Source organism: Halobacteriovorax sp. CON-3 (assembly GCF_043196995.1).
In the GTDB taxonomy this organism is placed as follows: Bacteria; Bdellovibrionota; Bacteriovoracia; order Bacteriovoracales; family Bacteriovoracaceae; genus Halobacteriovorax_A.
Map to the genome: position 1 here is coordinate 731,228 of NZ_JBEBNA010000001.1, position 14,782 is coordinate 746,009.

The 14,782-nt window shown below is 39.7% G+C and carries 13 protein-coding genes; 7 read left to right on the forward strand and 6 right to left on the reverse strand.

Features of this window, described 5'->3' with window-relative positions:
- Window positions 1-154: 154 nt before the first annotated feature.
- From lpdA to ABMA72_RS03380, 3 genes are read right to left on the reverse strand one after another with little or no spacing between them, the layout of a single operon-like run.
- Complete coding sequence (gene lpdA / locus ABMA72_RS03370; RefSeq protein WP_393056079.1) at window positions 155-1,558, reverse strand: dihydrolipoyl dehydrogenase; 1,404 nt, start codon at window positions 1,556-1,558, stop codon at window positions 155-157.
- A 38-nt stretch (window positions 1,559-1,596) separates the two neighbouring features.
- Entirely contained in the window at window positions 1,597-2,826 is a 1,230-nt protein-coding gene (gene odhB / locus ABMA72_RS03375) for a 2-oxoglutarate dehydrogenase complex dihydrolipoyllysine-residue succinyltransferase (protein WP_392856075.1), read from the reverse strand.
- 20 nt (window positions 2,827-2,846) lie between these two features.
- Complete coding sequence (locus tag ABMA72_RS03380; protein ID WP_392856078.1) at window positions 2,847-5,591, reverse strand: 2-oxoglutarate dehydrogenase E1 component; 2,745 nt, start codon at window positions 5,589-5,591, stop codon at window positions 2,847-2,849.
- 163 nt (window positions 5,592-5,754) lie between these two features.
- Here ABMA72_RS03380 and ABMA72_RS03385 point away from each other — a divergent pair, with 163 nt between their 5' ends.
- The 4 genes from ABMA72_RS03385 (at window position 5,755) to ABMA72_RS03400 (ending at window position 8,009) form a co-directional block, all read left to right on the forward strand.
- Window positions 5,755-6,147 carry a nucleoside triphosphate pyrophosphohydrolase family protein gene (locus tag ABMA72_RS03385; protein WP_392856080.1) on the forward strand — a complete coding sequence of 131 codons (393 nt, stop codon included), beginning with the start codon at window positions 5,755-5,757 and terminating at the stop codon, window positions 6,145-6,147.
- Complete coding sequence (locus tag ABMA72_RS03390) at window positions 6,147-7,166, forward strand: FAD:protein FMN transferase (protein ID WP_392856083.1); 1,020 nt, start codon at window positions 6,147-6,149, stop codon at window positions 7,164-7,166. Before ABMA72_RS03385 ends, ABMA72_RS03390 begins: the two co-directional genes overlap by 1 nt.
- A gap of 31 nt (window positions 7,167-7,197) precedes the next feature.
- Window positions 7,198-7,410: a (Na+)-NQR maturation NqrM gene (gene nqrM, locus ABMA72_RS03395; protein ID WP_392856084.1), complete on the forward strand. Its 213-nt coding sequence runs from the start codon at window positions 7,198-7,200 to the stop codon at window positions 7,408-7,410.
- Between the two features lie 287 nt (window positions 7,411-7,697).
- On the forward strand, window positions 7,698-8,009 hold the full coding sequence (locus ABMA72_RS03400; protein WP_392856087.1) for a hypothetical protein: 312 nt from the start codon (window positions 7,698-7,700) through the stop codon (window positions 8,007-8,009).
- Window positions 8,010-8,034: 25 nt separating this feature from the next.
- On the opposite strand, the gene ABMA72_RS03405 is transcribed toward ABMA72_RS03400, so the two are convergent.
- Both ABMA72_RS03405 and ABMA72_RS03410 read right to left on the reverse strand, forming a co-directional pair.
- Window positions 8,035-8,658 (reverse strand): class I SAM-dependent methyltransferase, encoded by a 624-nt coding sequence (locus tag ABMA72_RS03405; RefSeq protein WP_392856088.1) that lies wholly within the window; start codon window positions 8,656-8,658, stop codon window positions 8,035-8,037.
- A gap of 3 nt (window positions 8,659-8,661) precedes the next feature.
- Window positions 8,662-9,267, reverse strand: coding sequence for a YiiX/YebB-like N1pC/P60 family cysteine hydrolase (locus ABMA72_RS03410; RefSeq protein ID WP_393056082.1), 606 nt, complete (start codon window positions 9,265-9,267; stop codon window positions 8,662-8,664).
- 130 nt (window positions 9,268-9,397) lie between these two features.
- Between ABMA72_RS03410 and ABMA72_RS03415 the strand changes: the two genes are divergently transcribed.
- Both ABMA72_RS03415 and ABMA72_RS03420 read left to right on the forward strand, forming a co-directional pair.
- Window positions 9,398-11,308 carry a hypothetical protein gene (locus tag ABMA72_RS03415; protein WP_393056084.1) on the forward strand — a complete coding sequence of 637 codons (1,911 nt, stop codon included), beginning with the start codon at window positions 9,398-9,400 and terminating at the stop codon, window positions 11,306-11,308.
- A gap of 14 nt (window positions 11,309-11,322) precedes the next feature.
- Window positions 11,323-12,021 carry a M15 family metallopeptidase gene (locus ABMA72_RS03420; RefSeq protein WP_393056086.1) on the forward strand — a complete coding sequence of 233 codons (699 nt, stop codon included), beginning with the start codon at window positions 11,323-11,325 and terminating at the stop codon, window positions 12,019-12,021.
- Here ABMA72_RS03420 and ABMA72_RS03425 read toward each other — a convergent pair.
- The gene (locus ABMA72_RS03425) at window positions 12,005-12,466 is read right to left on the reverse strand and encodes an acyl-CoA thioesterase (protein WP_392856098.1); all 462 of its coding nucleotides are present in this window, start codon (window positions 12,464-12,466) and stop codon (window positions 12,005-12,007) included. The two genes, ABMA72_RS03420 and ABMA72_RS03425, sit on opposite strands and share 17 nt — an antisense overlap.
- A 227-nt stretch (window positions 12,467-12,693) precedes the next feature.
- On the opposite strand from ABMA72_RS03425, the gene ABMA72_RS03430 reads away from it, so the two are divergent.
- Window positions 12,694-14,748, forward strand: coding sequence for a hypothetical protein (locus ABMA72_RS03430; RefSeq protein WP_393056088.1), 2,055 nt, complete (start codon window positions 12,694-12,696; stop codon window positions 14,746-14,748).
- Window positions 14,749-14,782: the final 34 nt, after the last annotated feature.

The following is a 14,782-nucleotide window of genomic DNA, read 5'->3' on the forward strand; positions in this document are numbered from 1 at the left end:
GTATTCGAGCTAAAGACTGGGGAGCTAACACCGCATCATATCTTGCTTCCGCAAGATGCTGCGGATGTTTTCGAAAGATATTTTTAGATGGGAGTTTTGAATTATCTTCGGGTGAAATAAAAAAGGCACCCTAAGGTGCCTTTAAAATATTTGCTTAGATATTCAGTGGTTTTTTATCAAAAGCATCAAGAGCAGCTTCTTTGAATGCTTCAGAGTAAGTTGGGTGGGCATGACAAATGCGTCCAATATCTTCAGCAGCAGCTCTAAATTCCATTGCAGTTACAGCTTCAGCAATTAAGTCTGCAGCACGTGGACCAACAATGTGAACCCCTAGAATCTCATCAGTTTCTTTACAAGCTAATACTTTTACGAAACCAGCTGATTCATTTGAAGCACGAGCACGTCCACTTGCTTTAAATGGAAACTTACCAGCTTTATAAGGAGTCTTATTTGCTTTTAGTTCTTGTTCAGTTACACCAACAGAAGCAACTTCTGGCCATGTGTAAACAACACCAGGAATTAGGTTGTAGTTGATATGTGGCTTTTGACCAGCGATGATCTCAGCAGCAACAACACCTTCTTCTTCCGCTTTGTGAGCAAGCATTGCACCAGTTGTAACGTCACCGATTGCATAAATATGTGGAACGTTTGTTCTTAAGTGATCGTCAGTGATTACACGTCCACGCTCATCAAGATTTACACCAGCGTTCTCAAGACCAAGATTGTCAGTATATGGACGACGTCCAACTGCCATTAGACAGTAGTCACCTTCTAGCTTGATCTCTTCTTCATTCTTTTTGTTCTTGGCCTTAACAACAACTTTAGCGCCTTTTCTAACGACTTCAGTTACACCGTGTCCAGTATAGAATTCCATACCTTGTTTCTTAAGAACCTTAGTCATCTCTTTTGCACAATCTTTATCCATTGTTGCAAGGATTGAATCTGCGTACTCAACAACAGAAACTTTTGAACCAAGTCTTAAGAATACAGAACCAAGCTCTAGGCCAATAACACCACCACCAATAACAATGAAGTGCTTTGGAAGGGTTTCAAGCTTAAGAGCTTCAGTTGATGTGATGATTCTTTCTTTATCAATTTCAATTCCAGGAATTGTCGCAGGCTTTGAACCTGTTGCAATAATGAAATGCTTTGCTTTAAGAATTTCTTCTTTTTCGCCTTCAACTTTAAGAGTGTGAGCATCAACAAATGATCCAAAACCGTGGAAAGTTTCAACTTTATTCTTTCCCATCAGGTATGTGATACCACCTGAAGTATCGGCCACGACACCAGCTACACGCTCGGCCATCTTTTTAATGTCGGCCTTAACTTTTCCAGTTGTGATTCCGTGTGCTTCAAACTCATGAGTCGCCTCATGAAATTTTTCACTTGAATCAAGCCATGCTTTTGATGGGATACAACCTACGTTTAGGCATGTTCCACCAAGTGTATTATATTTTTCTACGATTGCTACTTTCATTCCAAGTTGTGAACAACGAACAGCACTGATATATCCACCAGGACCTGAACCAATTACAACAACATCAAATTCTTTACTCATAATATTTCCTTAATCTTTTTAAATCTAATTAGATACTCTTAAATATCAAGTAGCATTCTGGCCGGATCTTCTAACATCTCTTTAACCATCTTAAGGAATGTTACTGATTCCTTACCATCGATAATTCTGTGGTCATAAGATAGTGCTAAGTACATTACAGGGTGAATAACAACCTGTCCGTTAACAGCAACTGGTCTTTCAACAATATTGTGCATTCCTAGAATCGCTGATTGAGGAACGTTGATAATTGGAGTTGAAAGCATTGAACCAAAAACACCACCGTTAGTGATTGTAAAAGTTCCGCCAGTCATTTCGTCCACTGTAAGCTTTCCATCACGCCCTTTTAGAGCAAGTCTTCTTACTTCTTTTTCAATTTGAGCAAGACTTAAGCTTTCTGCGTTTCTAATAACTGGAACAACTAGACCTTTTGGAGTTGATACCGCGATACCAACATCTGCATAGTCATGATAGATAATATTCTCACCATCAATTTGTGCGTTAACACCTTTGATTTCCATAAGAGCTTTCGTACATGCTTTTGTGAAAAAAGACATGAAACCAAGTCCAATATCGTGCTTGTCTTTAAAAGCATCTTTATATTTCTTACGAAGCTCCATAACGTTATACATATCAACTTCATTAAAAGTTGTTAGCATTGCCGTTGTATTCTTTGCTTCCACAAGACGCTTAGCGATAGTCTTACGGATACGCTTCATTTTTACTTCTTCTTTTGCTCTACTTGCACCACCCATTGGAACTTGAGTTTCAATTGTAGGAGCAGGAGCTGCCTTTGCTGCTGGAGCCGCTTTTGGAGCAGCACTTGCATTCATCGCATCAGCTTTCGTGATTCTTCCATCTTTTCCACTTCCTGCAACAGCACTAGCTGCGACACCTTTTTCAGCAAGAATTTTTGCGGCCGCTGGAGATGGATAATTCTTATCTCCACCTGCTGCTGGAGCGCTTGCTGGTGTACTTGGAGTTTCAACTGCAGTTGGAGCTTCATCACTTGATGCTTGAGCTGGAGCCGCTGCAGAAGTATCTAGTTCCGCAACTACTGCACCAATTTCAAGTTCAGCACCTTCTTCAGCGATAATTCTAATTACACCACTTTCTTCTGCTGGAAGAGGAAGTGTTGCTTTATCTGATTCAACTTCAACTAGTTCATCACCTTCACTAACATAGTCACCGTCAGCTACTAGCCACTCTCCTAGAGCAACTTCTGTAATTGATTCACCAATTGGTGGAATAGTAATTTTTACGATTGCCATTTTTTATCCTTATTTATTTTTTAGCTAAAAGCTTTCTCTACAATTGTTTCTTGTTCTCTAAGGTGTACTGAAGCGTATCCAGTCGCCGGTGAAGCCGAAGCTTTTCTTGATACACAGTCAATATCTCTGAAAGTATCACGCCAACGATTTAGATGCATCCAAGCTCCCATATTTGAAGGCTCTTCCTGTACCCAACGATGAGTTGCATTTGGATACTTATCAAGGATTGCCTTAATTTTATCTGTCGGAAGTGGATATAATTGCTCAAGACGAACAACAGCAACATCTTTGCGGTCATTTTCTTGTTGGTACTTAAGTAGATCGTAGTAAATCTTACCAGTACAAAGAACCACCTTCTTAACGTCTTTTGGACTTACCCAAGCATCGTCAAAAACTTCTTCAAATTTACCATTTGTAAATTCTTCTACTTTTGACTGACATAGAGGATGTCTTAGAAGTGACTTTGGAGTGAAAACAACTAATGGCTTTCTAAACTCCCACTTAAGCTGGCGTCTAAGCGCGTGGAACATATTTGCTGGAGTTGTAATATTACAAACAACCATATTCTCTTCAGCACATTGCTGTAGAAATCTTTCTGGACGACAAGAAGAGTGCTCTGGACCTGCTCCTTCATAACCATGAGGAAGAAGCATTACTAAGTTACTCATTCTTCTCCACTTACTTTCTGCTGCTGAAATAAATTGATCAATAACGATTTGAGCACCGTTAGTGAAGTCACCAAATTGTGCTTCCCAAATATTTAGCGCATGTGGAGTTGCCTGAGAATAACCATATTCAAAAGCAAGTACTGCATATTCTGATAAAAGAGAGTTGTAAATATAGAAGTCACCTTGACCAGTTGTTAAGTGCTCTAGGCCACAATATGCTTCATTTGTTCTCTCATCAAAAACTTTTGCGTGACGGTGAGAGAAAGTCCCACGGATAACGTCTTCCCCAGAGAAGCGTACATCGTTACCTTCAGTAAGAATTGATCCGTATGCAAATAACTCAGCCAGTGCCCAGTCAATTTGATCACTTTCAAAAGCCGCCTTTCTTTGATCAAGAAGCTTTTGTGCCTTTCTTAAAGTTTTGAAACCTTCAGGAGTTTGAGTGATTGATGAAATAATATTTTCAAGTGTCTTCTTATCAACACTAGTATCTGGTGAATTTGCGAAGTCCTCTAGAGTCGAGAAGCGAACATCTTTCCACTCTCTGTGTGGCCCTGGAACCTTTTTAGGAATAACATTTTGCTTAACATTATTGAAACGATCAGAAAGAAGACTCTTGTATTCTTCTTGCATCTCTTTTGCTACGGCCTTATCAACGGCTCCATGACTAGCAAGCTCTTCGATATACATTTCACGTGGGTTTTTATGCTTTGAGATCATCCCATAAAGTTCTGGTTGAGTATACTTCGGCTCATCACCTTCATTGTGACCGTGCTTACGGTAACAAACCATATCAACAAAAACATCACGCTTAAATTTTTGTCTAAACTTAACAGCAAGCTCACAAGCGTAAACAACGTCTTCTGGACAATCACCATTTACGTGAATAACTGGAATATTTAGCATCTTAGCAACTGATGTTGAGTAGTGAGATGAACGAGCATCTGTAAAGTCAGTTGTGAAACCAATTTGATTATTGATAACAAAGTGAAGAGATCCACCAGTGCGGTAACCTGGAAGCTCAGACATTTGAAGAGTTTCATAAACAATTCCTTGTCCGGCAACGGCCGCATCACCGTGAATAACGATAGGGATAATCTTGCTCTCATCACCTTCGTACGCGATATCAATTTGAGCACGAGCATAACCTGTTGCTACAGGAGATACTGTTTCTAAGTGTGATGGGTTTGGTAGAAGCTTTAAGTAAACTTCGCTATTGTCTTCAGTTTTCGTTACCGAAGTAAATCCCATGTGATACTTAACATCACCATCACCTTGACCAGCTAACTGCTCAAGAGAGTTCCCTTCAAATTCAGAAAAGATATACTCATAAGTTTTACCTAGAGTATTTGCTAGAATATTAAGACGTCCACGGTGGGCCATACCGATAATAAATTCTTTGGCCCCTAATCTTGCACCTTCGTTAATGAAAGCATCAAGTCCTGGGATCGTCGACTCCCCACCTTCTAGTGAAAATCTTTTTTGTCCCGTATATTTTGTTTGAAGAAAGTTTTCAAAAACATTTGCTTCATTCAACTTGTGTAGGATTCTTTTTTTCTTATCAACATTAAAGTTCTTATTTAAATAAGTTGTTTCAAATTCTTCTCTAAACCAACGTCTCATTTCAGTATCAGTTGAGTGCATATACTCAACACCGATCTTTCCGCAGTAAAGTTTCATCATGTGGTCCATGATATTTTTAAGAGTCGTTGCTCCAAGGCCAACAAACTCACCACATGTAAATACTTCGTTTAGATCAGCATCTGTAAGATCATAATCTTGAAGTGAAATACGTGCATGACGATCAAGTCTTGGACGAATCGGGTTTGTATCCGAAAGAAGATGTCCTCTTGATCTGAAAGATTGAATTAGTCTGAATACGTTGAATTCTTTACGTAACTTCTCATCACTTACTTCACCACCGGCACCTGTGCTACCTTTACCGGCACCGAACTCAAAACCTAGAAAAAAGTTGCGCCAACTTTCTTCTACTTCCATCGGGTTTGATTCGTATTGTTCGTAGAGAGAGTCAATGTAAGAAATGTCTGAACTTGATAGTGTTGAAAAGTCGAATTTATCCATTTGATTAAAATCCATTTTACCGCTTTGCGGCTATTACAAAATTAATAATTTAGGCACGTTAATATACCTTATATCTTAACAGTTCGTGAAGTTTTCTTTTTGCACAGGCAAGCTTTGACTAGATAAAAATCAAAGTGATAAAGTTCGATCAACTACCCAACTTTTGACAGGAGAAATTATGGATTCAAAGAAATATATGAGTGATGCAATCAGAACAGAATCAAGAGATTTTGATGCGATGAATACTCGCCTAAATGACGATGGAATTAAGAGACTACTTCACGCTGGAATTGGTCTTTCAACAGAAGCTGGTGAATTCCTCGATGCTCTTAAGAAGCATATATTCTATGGTAAGGAGCTTGACCGCGTAAATTTAGCGGAAGAATTAGGAGATCTTTTCTGGTATATGGCCATTGTTGGAGATGAGCTTGGAATCAAATTTGAAGATGTCATGGAGAGAAATATCACAAAGCTTAAGGCGCGCTACGGCGAAAAGTTTAGCGAAGAAAAGGCCGACAAGAGAGACCTTGATAGCGAAAGAAAAATTCTTGAGGAACAGGCGTTTAATTAATGAGACTTAACAAAATCTTTATATTTGGAATGGCCCTATTGTTAGGAGTCTTAACTTCTTGCAATAGTGAAAAACTGCAAATTTATCGTGTCACAGGCCCAACCATGGGTACGACATATCATATCAAGTATCTTGCTCCTAACGGCTTCGATGAAGACACGGTAAAAAAAGATATTGAGATAAGATTAGATGAAGTCAATAAGGCCATGAGTACTTATATTAAGGATTCGGAAATTTCACTCTTTAATAAAATGGCAAAGAATGAAAAATTCTACCCTGGCCAAGACTTTACAAGAACGCTAAAGCACGCACTAGACGTTGCAAAGAAGACTGATGGAACATTTGATCCAACAATTGGAACACTTGTAAACCTTTGGGGCTTTGGGCCTAATGGCAAACGCAAGATCCCTTCTAAAGAAGATATCGATGCGGCCAAGCATAAGGTTGGATTTGAGAAAATCATTTTCAAAGATGGTGTCTTAACAAAAACTATTGACGGTGTTTATCTTGATCTATCAGCTTCTGCCAAAGGCTTTGGAGTTGACGCAATCATCGAACTTCTTCAAGCAAGAGGAATTAAGAATGCCCTTGTGGAAGTTGGCGGCGAGGTTCGAACGATGGGTGAATCTCTGACTCGTCCGTGGCGTATTGGTGTTGAATCTCCAAATAACAAGGATAATAATCCTGTTGTAAAGGTCGTGAAAATCAAGAATGTTGCCCTTGCCACTTCTGGCGACTACCGAAACTTTTTCAAAGAAGGTGGCAAGCGCTATCAGCATACGATAAATTTCAAATCTGGTTCACCTGTAGAATCGCAACTTGCTTCAGTTAGTGTTATCTCTGACACTTGTATGGATGCGGATGCCTGGGCCACGGCCTTAATGGCAATGGGTGCAAAGAAGGCCATAGCCTTTGCTAAAGAAAATAAATTGAAGGCGTTCTTTATCTACCGTTCAGATGATGGATCAGGAAAGTATTTAGAGACATCAACGCCAGGATTTGATAAGGTGACAGAGTAATCTAATCAGATAATTTTTATCGGAGAATATTATGGATGCTAACATTAAACTATTCCTTATTACTTTCGCTGTACTTGCTCTATCAATTACAGGAATGGCAGTTGGTGTGATTCTATCAAATAGAAAGCTACAAGGATCTTGTGGTGGACTTGGAAAGCTCATCGGTGAAGATTGCCAATTCTGCGATAAGAAAGACGAATGTACAGAAAATCCAGAACAAGCAGAAGACTGTCTTAAAGCCTAATCTTAAAATACATATCAAATAATCATAAAGGCCCCATTTTGGGGCCTTTGTTGTTCATAAATAGGGCCAAAAAGCGCCCCCCTTCCCTAACGACACCACCCACAACCAGCTAAGTAGCTGATTGTACGTGTTCAATTTTTGGCACAGTTCATGCTTTTACTATAGCAACAAAGCTCTTAAACAGGATGTTTAAAGCTGAAGGCTTCAGGAAGAACGAACTTAGCGGAAAAGAGGCCATTATGAAAAGTACATTAAGGAGAGCACTTTACATCACTTTAGGATTAGTTATGTTATCGATAACAATCCAGGAAAGAGTTCATGCAAGAACGATGAAGAGAATCACGCCAGAGCAGATTCAAAAACTAGATCGCGCCATGGCAATTGAAACATTCAATGGTGAATTCCTCGACATCACAAAAGTGGCAAAGATCAGAAAAACTTTTGGAAATCTTGAAGGATTAAAAGATGGTGCACAAATCAAATTAGCAAATGGTGATGTACTAACTGCAAGAGATATTCGTTTTCTATATGTAGAAAGACTCAAGCAACAAAAGGAGAAAAAATCAGTAGTGGGGCGTACTCCACACGACGAAGAATAGTCGGAAATATTTTGGGAATCTGTAACTAATTTGCTACGTCTTCCTTAGTAGCAATGACCAGTAAGACATCCGGGTCGCTCGAAAGAGCGGCCCTTCTTTTTTTATCGGCAATAATCTTGCGCCCACTCGGAAGCATCAAGTAAATAATACGAAGTCCGGCCTCTGTCACGATTCGCTCATACTCAAGGTAATCTAAAACAGTAACAGATAAATCAGAAAGGATCATCTCCTTACTCTTAACCATTGCTTCAAAACAGAAAACTCCCCCATTACTTAGTTGTCCGTAGACACTATTTATATAGCGAGAAATTTCATCTTGAGATTGTAGGTAGTGAATCTGGTGAGCATCGAAGATAAAATCAAAACTCTCTTGTAATTGCCCTAACTCAAGGCTTGAGAGGCATTTAAACTCATCATTTGGAAAGTTGCTTTTGGCCTTCTTAACGGCGGCTTCAGAGATATCAATTCCTAATAACTTAGAGAAATCGAAGTCGGCCAACTGGAGTCCTTGGCCACAGCCAACTTCCAAGGCCTTTAGGTTTTGAGCGCTAAGAGACGTAAGAGAAAGTGCTCTTTGAGCTAGCTCAATAAGTGTCTGAGATTTGAGAAAGTGGTCGCTTTCTGTATGGGCCTGATTAAATTGATTCACAATTTAATATAACGGCCCCATATCCTTGAAGTCACCATCAAATCCTGTTGAGAAGAAGAAATCATTAGGAGAAAGTCCTAACTTTCCACTTGGAGGAAGTTTTCCACCAAAGTAGATCTCCCAGCCCTTTGGATTCTTATCATATGTCATAGGAGTCGGCTTAAACTTCTCAATAGCGTAAACGCTTTTTAAAAGTTTATAGATAAACTCTGAACAGTAGAGCTTTTCATCATCCCAAACATAGTCGTGATCAAAATCCATTCCAAGATATTTTCTCTTGTAATTTTCAAGTAATTTTCTTTTCTTTGAGAAGTTAATATGTTTTGGGCGAATCACATGAGGAACTTTATTAGAATATCCTAGGAAGGCCTGAAGTGGGATATGGTGAACACTTCCAAGAGATTGGGCCACATAGACTTGTGAACCTAGCTTCAAAACGATTCCCGAATGAGAAAAAGGGCCACCAGTTTCATTTTCAATTAACTCGCAACTAAAGCAGTCCATATCTAACAGGATAATATCACCTGTTTGTAGATCACTTAGTGGCAGTGCCAAAGTTTTAAGGCTTACAAAAGCAAAGAATAACACCAAAATACGTCTAAAATTCACAACCAAACCCCTGTAATAACAGAAACTTAAATGATTAAACAGCAATTGCCCTACTATTAATAACTAAGGCTTTGCTGTTATACTAAGTAAGTAACTAGATTGATAGCCTAAAAAAGCAGGAAAAGTAAAAATGAAAGGCATTATTTTGACACTCATATTTTTAAGTTTTGCACTTGGACACTTCGAAGTCTTTGCGACAACAAACTGCCCGACAGGACAGGTTTTCAACGCGAGCTTAAATCGCTGTATGTATACAGAGGGTTCAATTAAGAACAGAGATGAATATCAAGACTGCGATTCTAAGTCGAGTGAGACTGAGCGTAATGCTTGTATGAAAGCAGCAGCAGATTCCAGACAACAAAAAACCATTAATGAATTAAATGCAGGGCGAGTTTCTGATAGTGAGGTTGAGAGCAAGGGTAAAGGAAATCTTATTACAGGTTTTGCTGAAGCTTGGGGTATTGTGACAGGTGTTACGGCCCTCGTTGTTCCTAAGTTCTTTAATGGTGAAGATGCGGCCAAAAAGCCAGTTGATAATACAGTTAAAGGAGATGGAAACGTACAAGATGCCGGAGCAAAGAAAGCAGAGGTCTCAAAAGATGAGAACCGTTCAAGCTGTAAGTCTTGTATGCTGGTGGGTGCGGTTTCGGCCTATAGCTTCTATCAGACAAAGATCAACAAAGAAGACGTAAAGAAGAAAACAAAAGAATTTAAAGAAGAATACGAAGAGATCTCAAAAGATCCAGAAACAATGAAGAACGCTCAGATTGCAGCATTTGATATGCTTGAGAAAGAGCAGCAATACCTAGCAGATGTCTCTTCAAAGCAGGCCAAGCAGTATAAGACACTTGCCTTAGGTTATACGGCAGCAGCTGCTGTTGCAGTTTATGAAACATTCTCTTCATTTGGAACAAGTTGTATGAATCAGTCACCAGGTGAAGCTGGTGGTGCTTCAAAGTGGAACTTCAGTGATATGGCAAATGGCTTTCGCTCAATCACTAATAATCCTTGTACAGTAATTGTTGCTTCAGCGGTTACAGTACCTGCGGCTCTAACAGTTTCAAACCAAGCGAAAAAGAATAATAAAGATGCCAAATCAAATGTTGAGCAGATCAAAATTCTAAAAGAAAAGTATGTAAAAAGTGTTGCCTCTTTTTGTCCAGATGGAAGAGACAGCTTAAGTAATCCAGCTTGTTACTGTTATACGGCCGAAGGGAATAAAAACCCTAATCGTGAGAAGTCGAAAACATGTCAGGATTATTGGAACAAATATAATGGTTCATTTATTGCCTCAGCAGATTCATCTCGTGCGGGACAAGTTAGTAACCCACAAGGTTGTTTCTATGTTGATGGGAAGTTTGACCGCGAATGTAATTGTCGAAAGCTTAAGAATAATAAGGGTGAGAATGCTTGTAAGAAAATTACGGTTTCCCCCACTGCTCTAAGCTCTCTAGGTGGTCTTGATGTATCAGAGGCCATTAGAGCGGCCAATGCAACAACTCAAGGAAACGGTGGAACTTACAATGCTTCAACAACTGATGCACAAGCGGCCATGGCGGCCAAGGCAATGGATGCAATAAAGAAGAAGCTAGAGAATCCATTTAAGAAGAACACAGGACTTGGGCTTAGCAAGATCAGTGATGAGCTTGCAAAACAAGCTGGTAAATATGGTGACAATAACAATGTATCAATCTTTAATGGAAGTGGTGCAAGTGAGGCCTTTGCTCGTCTAAGACCGACAGAGCCTTCTTTTCAAAATGCAGTTGAAAGTGTTTCAGCAAAACTTCCGGCGAAGGGACTTGCAGCACCGGCAAAGAAAACAGTTAGAAAAACAACAAATAACAACACAAATCGTTGGAAATTTGATGACAGCTCAAGCTCACAAGTTTTAAGCTTTGGAGCAGGCGCAGGTGACGGTGACTCTAAAAAGAAATATGACTATGGTGATAACGATATTATCAAAGACAAGTCGGTTTCTATTTTCAAAGTGATCTCTCATCGCTACGTTCAGTCAGGACTGAAAAAATTATTCTCTGAATAATAATTGGAATTTATATGAGTAAGAAGATAGACAAGGAAGTTCTATTCGGTATGACCAAAGAACACCTCATTTATGATGAGAGTATCAATCGCTACTTCCACAAAGATTCATTTGAAGACTTTAAAAGATTTAAAGAAGATGCGCTAAAAGAAGGAATCGACTTCTATGTCACAAGCTCCTTTCGCTCATTTGATGACCAGTTAAGAATTTGGAATGAAAAGTGCGCCGGCAAACGCCCTATCTATGATCGCACGGGAAATGAACTAGATCACACAAAACTCTCCCCTTCAGAAATTGTAAGCGCTATTATCAACTGGTCAGCACTACCAGGAACTTCCCGTCACCACTGGGGAACAGAGCTTGATGTTGTCGATGGCAATAGTTGGCCTGAAGGCTATCATATTCAACTCGTACCAGAAGAATTTTCAGAAGGTGGGCCATTTTTTGAATTTAGTAAATGGTTGAATACAAAGATTGAAGATAAGTGTAGCTATTCTTATTATAGGCCATATGTTGAGGATCTCGGCGGTGTTGCGCCAGAGGCATGGCATATAAGCTACAATAAGGTTTCATCTGAGTATCATCAAGAATATACTTACGATTTATTTTGTGAGCTACTGGAGCATCCGAAGATGAATGAGCTTACTTATTTGAAGGAAGTTAAAGCAAGCTCACAAGAAATTTATCACCACTTCTTTAGGCTTTTAAAGTAAGTCCTACGGCCTTTAGCCATTCAGGATCGTGGCCCATCAGTTTTCTTTCTTTAAGATCAAATAGACCTGCAGTCATTTTGAATTTAGTGTAAACCTTTCCACTATCATCAAACATTTCCTGCTCGTAAGTAAGAACCTTACTATTCACAAAATTCGTCGCTTTTGAGCGAATCTTCACCATTTGTCTTAGGCGTAGTTCTGATTTAAAAGTGATATTAATATCTAAAACGACCGGTCCTCTTTTCTCACGCATAATGCGATCCATGCCCCAACCATTCTTCGTGATCATATCCCAACGGGCCTGTTCAAAAATCGTCAGGTAGGTTGCATTATTCATATGGCCGAAAGTATCAAGATGAGTCTCTTGAACCTGAAACTCATAGATTGCTTCTTCAATATTAAAATCGTCGATCGTAAGTGCTCTTTTTGCTATTTGTGAAGTCATAGGTCCTACCTCTAAGTTATTAAATTCCCTTAAATGGCCACAATCATGGGCATTCGTAAAATTTAATTTTACATGGCCGGTCCTCAAAAATGAACATATTTTTAAGGACTTATCTTGTGCAACACCCCTCAAATGCCTAAAACATGCTTAAATACTCAACTTTTCAAAGAAATTAACCGATTAGAACTTATAATTTAAGTAAGGAAAACCTAACTTTCGAGTCACTTATGAGCAAGAAAACAACTTTATTAAACACATTTACCTTATCTCTTCTGCTAGCTTCAGTGCCACTTAGCTCTGCCTATGCGTCACTAGAATGTCCAGATAGCGAAGGTAATATCCACAAGTTCAACTACTCTTTCGAAGGGCTTGCCACGCCATCTGATGAAGAGGTGAAAAAGAAATGTGAAGATCTCATTTATGAGAAAGAAAGAGAGCTTGCCAATGGGCTAGCAGGTGAACCAGAACCTCCGCAAGATCCAGGGAGAGAATCTGACAATGGTTCGGATGATCCAAAGCATGCAAACTGGGATGGTTGTTTACAAGAAATGATGACTAAAGAGAATAAGTCACATATCGAGGCCTTTAAGGCTTGTACAAAATCTGTTTCAAAACTTAGCTTCCAAAATGTTGAACCTGACTTTACAGGTAGTAGTGGTGCTATAAAGTGTCAGCGTGCTTTTAAAGTTTCGGGAAAAAATGGTAATGCAAATTGGCAGGATGTTGCCCAAGAAGTTTACCGCAATGGTAGCTCGTCATCTATTGACTACACTAAGGCCGTCGCTGTTTTCATTTATGCAGCTAACCCTGATGAAGTTGATGGTAATGCAATCTCAGCTGCCGTTAAGAATGTTACAGCATGTAACCAAGTTGCAGCTGCATTTGGTGAAAACTTTGCAGAAGATCGCCAATCTGAAGATCAATACTCTAACCCAGAAAAACTTACTTCAATTGATGGGCGTATCACTTGTAAGCTTTCAGGTCTTGAGACAATCGACTATGACGAATGTTCAAACCTAGTTCTAGCTCACAACGCTGCCCAACTTGGAAAGACTGCCAATGCAACTTTTCAACAATTTCAAGCGCAGGACTTTAGTAATAAACAACAAAATAAACTAATGAATATGGATGCGTCAGAAAACGTAACAACAACGGCCCTAAAATCACAAAAAGATGGGCTAGCAAAGCAACAATCAATGGCCGAAACACGTCGTACTATTGAAGTTGCAAGACTTGGTACAATCTTAACAATGACTTCAAGTATTCCAACAAGTGAAACTTATTTCGAGTCAAGTGAACTATGTACTAAACCAGTTGAACAAGCATTACTAGGAATTCAAGGATATGTGACAAACGACGGTGGAGCAGGCTCAGTTGGTTCTCCAGCACAATTATGTCGTATCAACTTTAAAAAGTTTGCTATCTTAAAGAATGGTGGCGCTAAGAGAGCTGGTAACCAAATCGCAGCTGAAGCTGGGGTTGATGTGGCCAAAGAACAAATGGCCGTAAGCCAACTTGGAAAGCAACAAAAGATGATTTCAAATGCCATTGGTAAAATTGAAGGAATGGATACAATGGAACTTCCAGAGGACTTCTTTGAAAACCAAGATGTCTATATGGAGTTTTGCCAGGCCCACCCAACACATGCACAATGTCAGTCAGGTTGGGCAAATACAGTTAATGTTCCATCATTTGGGGACTACTCTGTCGGTGGCTTTGGTACAAACCAGGCCTATCAACATACAGAACAAGATCAGGCAGTAGCAGCAACGGCCGCAAGTACTGATGACCCAACATCAGCTGGTGTGGATACATCAACTGTTGTTAACAAAGCAAAAACAGGTGGTGGACTTAAAGGTAACTTTGGTCCAGTTGCAACAGTATCTGAAGGGGGACAACTTGCACAAGGTGCCGGAGGTGGAGGAAGCTCACCTGGTGGCGGTGGCGGTGGCGGTGGCTCATCGGCAGGTGGCGTAGGTCAACCGGAGGCCCTTTCTGGAAATGCGGGAAGTGGTTTAAAAGGTATCAGCTACGTTGGTGGCCGCGGCCCAAGCTTTGTCGGTGGACGAGGAACTGCTTCAGTTAAAAAGAAGAATAATGGTAACCCATTTAGCAATATGTTTAAGAAGAACCAAAACCGTAACCTAAGTTCACTTAACTTTAAGGGTAAGTCAGCAATTGGTTCAAAATCGGACAATATCTTCCAAAGAATTTCAACGGCATATGATAAGGCCAATGATGCTGGAAACCTTCTTAAGTACGAAACAAAAGCTCTTGAATAATGAACACTTAGAGCACTTATCCAAAAAACGAAAA

Excerpts from the sequence above, each read along its gene's own strand:
- lpdA (WP_393056079.1), bottom strand. The coding sequence starts at position 1,558 with ATGAGTAAAGAATTTGATGTTGTTGTAATTGGTTCAGGTCCTGGTGGA.
- odhB (WP_392856075.1), bottom strand. The coding sequence starts at position 2,826 with ATGGCAATCGTAAAAATTACTATTCCACCAATTGGTGAATCAATTACA.
- ABMA72_RS03380 (WP_392856078.1), bottom strand. The coding sequence starts at position 5,591 with ATGGATTTTAATCAAATGGATAAATTCGACTTTTCAACACTATCAAGT.
- ABMA72_RS03385 (WP_392856080.1), top strand. The coding sequence starts at position 5,755 with ATGGATTCAAAGAAATATATGAGTGATGCAATCAGAACAGAATCAAGA.
- ABMA72_RS03390 (WP_392856083.1), top strand. The coding sequence starts at position 6,147 with ATGAGACTTAACAAAATCTTTATATTTGGAATGGCCCTATTGTTAGGA.
- nqrM (WP_392856084.1), top strand. The coding sequence starts at position 7,198 with ATGGATGCTAACATTAAACTATTCCTTATTACTTTCGCTGTACTTGCT.
- ABMA72_RS03400 (WP_392856087.1), top strand. The coding sequence starts at position 7,698 with ATGTTATCGATAACAATCCAGGAAAGAGTTCATGCAAGAACGATGAAG.
- ABMA72_RS03415 (WP_393056084.1), top strand. The coding sequence starts at position 9,398 with ATGAAAGGCATTATTTTGACACTCATATTTTTAAGTTTTGCACTTGGA.
- ABMA72_RS03420 (WP_393056086.1), top strand. The coding sequence starts at position 11,323 with ATGAGTAAGAAGATAGACAAGGAAGTTCTATTCGGTATGACCAAAGAA.
- ABMA72_RS03425 (WP_392856098.1), bottom strand. The coding sequence starts at position 12,466 with ATGACTTCACAAATAGCAAAAAGAGCACTTACGATCGACGATTTTAAT.
- ABMA72_RS03430 (WP_393056088.1), top strand. The coding sequence starts at position 12,694 with ATGAGCAAGAAAACAACTTTATTAAACACATTTACCTTATCTCTTCTG.